The organism is Actinomadura sp. WAC 06369 (assembly GCF_003947565.1).
Classification (GTDB): Bacteria; Actinomycetota; Actinomycetes; order Streptosporangiales; family Streptosporangiaceae; genus Spirillospora; species Spirillospora rifamycini.
In genome coordinates this window covers 1-2,415 of the sequence record NZ_QHJN01000343.1, presented here as the reverse complement: position 1 = coordinate 2,415, position 2,415 = coordinate 1, and the positions used below count along the sequence as shown (strand labels likewise).

At 78.1% G+C, this 2,415-nt stretch carries 3 protein-coding genes; all 3 read right to left on the bottom strand.

Features of this window, described 5'->3' with window-relative positions:
• Positions 1-249 precede the first annotated feature (249 nt).
• Positions 250-861 carry a biotin transporter BioY gene (locus DMH08_RS39270; RefSeq protein ID WP_233618074.1) on the bottom strand — a complete coding sequence of 204 codons (612 nt, stop codon included), beginning with the start codon at positions 859-861 and terminating at the stop codon, positions 250-252.
• A 200-nt stretch (positions 862-1,061) separates the two neighbouring features.
• Entirely contained in the window at positions 1,062-1,724 is a 663-nt protein-coding gene (locus DMH08_RS39265; protein WP_034517322.1) for a spermidine synthase, read from the bottom strand.
• Between the two features lie 202 nt (positions 1,725-1,926).
• Positions 1,927-2,376, bottom strand: coding sequence for a hypothetical protein (locus tag DMH08_RS39260; protein WP_026401845.1), 450 nt, complete (start codon positions 2,374-2,376; stop codon positions 1,927-1,929).
• Positions 2,377-2,415 lie beyond the last annotated feature (39 nt).

Here is a 2,415-nt window from a genome sequence, read left to right as displayed (position 1 = left end):
ACGCTGCTGGAACCCGGCGACGTCGTCGCGACCGCCGCCGGGCCGGCGCGCGTCGTCACCGCCGAGGCCGCCGGCGCGGCGCTCGGGCCGTACCTCACCCTGTACCGGCCGGACCCCGAGCGGCTCGGGGCGGCCGGGGGCGGGCCGTCCGGTGGCGGGGCCCGGGACGCCGTCGGCCCGGCGCGCGGCGGCGGGTGCCGCGTTCGCGCGCCGGGCCGGTCCCGGCGGGGGCCGGGGCGGGGCGGGCCGTCAGGCGGACCGGTCGCGGCCCGCGCCGGTGAGCCGCCACGCGGCCGGCAGCAGCGCGGCGGCGGCGAGCACCTTCAGGGCGTCGCCGGCCAGGAAGGGCACGACGCCGAGGTCCAGGGCGCGGCCGAGGTCGACGCCCAGTGCCGCCATGAGGTAGGGCACTCCGGCCGCGTACATGATCACGGTGCCGGTGAGCATGGTGGCGGCGGTGCGCAGCGGGGTGCGGTCGCCGCCGCGGCCGGCGAGGCGGCCGACGACGGCGGCCGCGACGATGAACCCGATGACGTAGCCGAGGCTGGGGGCGCCCGCGCCGGACGACCCGTCGGTGAACCACGGGACGCCGGCGATCCCGGCGAGCAGGTACAGGGCCATGCCCAGGGCGGCGCGGGCGGGGCCGAGGGCGGCGCCGGCCAGCAGGACCGCGAACGTCTGGCCGGTGACCGGAACGGGGGTGCCGGGCACCGGGACGGCGATCTGCGCGGCGATCCCGACGAACACGGCGGATCCGGTGATGAGCGCGGCGTCGCGGGTCAGGCAACCGGGCAGCAGGTCGCCCAGCACGGCGGGGCGGCGCTGGGCCGGGTGGGCGTGAGCTGCGTGGGCAGTAGCCACTGAACCTCCCATAAAGGTGTTGTCCGGTCGAAACTTAGCGAACGGCGCTCGAGCGGTGGTCGTCGCGGTCCACAGAAACGACCGCCGCGGTTTTGTCGGTTCCGCCCACGGTTCGGCTCGCCGCGGTGCCGCGGGGCCGCGCGCGCGGCCCGGAACCGGCGGCGGCCCGGCGATCGCCGGGGGGCCGGGCAAGCGCCGGGTCAGGCGGCGGGGACGGGCTCTTTGGCCAGGTAGACCATGTCGGGCTCCCCGCGCGGCACCTCGACGGGCAGGGCCTCCACCCGCGCGAACGCGTCCCGCAGCCGCGCCTCGAAGCCGGGCGCGGAGCCCGCGCTCCACACCGCGAGCGTCCCGCGCGGCGTCAGCCGGGACGTCAGCAGGGCGAGGCCGTCGGGCCCGTAGAGGCGGGCGTTGCCGGGGGTGACGGTCCAGTCGGGGCCGTTGTCGACGTCCAGGCACAGGGCGTCGTAGCGGCCCGCGGCGGGACCGGTGAGGACGTCGAGCAGGTCGGCGTGTTCGACGGTGACGCGGGGGTCGTCGAGGGCGCCGCGCGACCAGGGCCGCAGCAGCGACCGGTGCCAGCCGATCACGGCGGGTTCGCGTTCGACGACGGTGACGTGCGCGATCTGGGGGAGGGCGAGGGCCTCGGCGAGGGAGAACCCGACGCCGAGCCCGCCGATCAGCATCCGGGCGGGGGCGGCGAGCCCGTCGGCGGCGGCGCGCACCAGCAGCCGCTCGGACCTGCCGTCGCGGGTGTCCATGAGGAACACGCCGTTGCTGATGATCTCGTAGTGGGCGCCGTCGCGGCGCAGCACCAGCTCCCCGCCGACGCCCGCGGCGCGCTCGACCACCTCCGCCGTCATGGGCCCGACCCTACCGGCGCGCGCGGGACGGGGGTGTCCGGGGCGGTGCCTCCGGGACGGCGTTCCGGGTTCGGCGTCCCGCAGCCGGTCGGTACGTACTGTGCGGATGCGGCCGCCGACGACCGTCCGGTCCTCCTCGCGGCCCGCCCTGCGCCGACCGGCCGCGGGCGGGCCCGCGTCCTCGGCCGCGGCTCGGGCGGTGTCAGCGCAGGGCGGCGTACACGCCCGCCGCGACCGCCCCGTACGCCAGGTGCGGTACCGCGTCCATCAGCCAGTCCGACACCGACCATGTGCGGGGGTCGGTGAGCCCGAGCGCCGTCATCGGGGCGCTCGAGCCCGCCATCGCCAGGCCCGTCAGCGCCAGCGCCGCCGCCGGCAGCGGGATCCGCCGCCGCCCGGCCAGCAGCCCGTAGACCAGTGCGGCGCCCGCGCCGGTCCCGTAGCCCAGCAGCGGGCCCAGGCCCGCCTTGCGGTTCTCGGCGCGGTCCTCGGCCCCGAGCCCGACGCCGGCCAGGTCGGCCATCTTCTCCACGCTCTGCTCGGGGGTGCTGCTGGCCGGGCGCGCCCGCACCGCCATGTCCAGATACGTCACCACGTTCAGGGCGCTGGTTCCGGCGGCGCCGGCGACCAGCCCGCGAGTCAACCTGTCCATGACCCCGCGTTACCCGAAACCCGCCGCCCCATCCACCGC

Coding starts and splice junctions, on each gene's coding strand:
- DMH08_RS39265 (WP_034517322.1), bottom strand. CDS start 1,724: ATGACGGCGGAGGTGGTCGAGCGCGCCGCGGGCGTCGGCGGGGAGCTG.
- DMH08_RS39260 (WP_026401845.1), bottom strand. CDS start 2,376: ATGGACAGGTTGACTCGCGGGCTGGTCGCCGGCGCCGCCGGAACCAGC.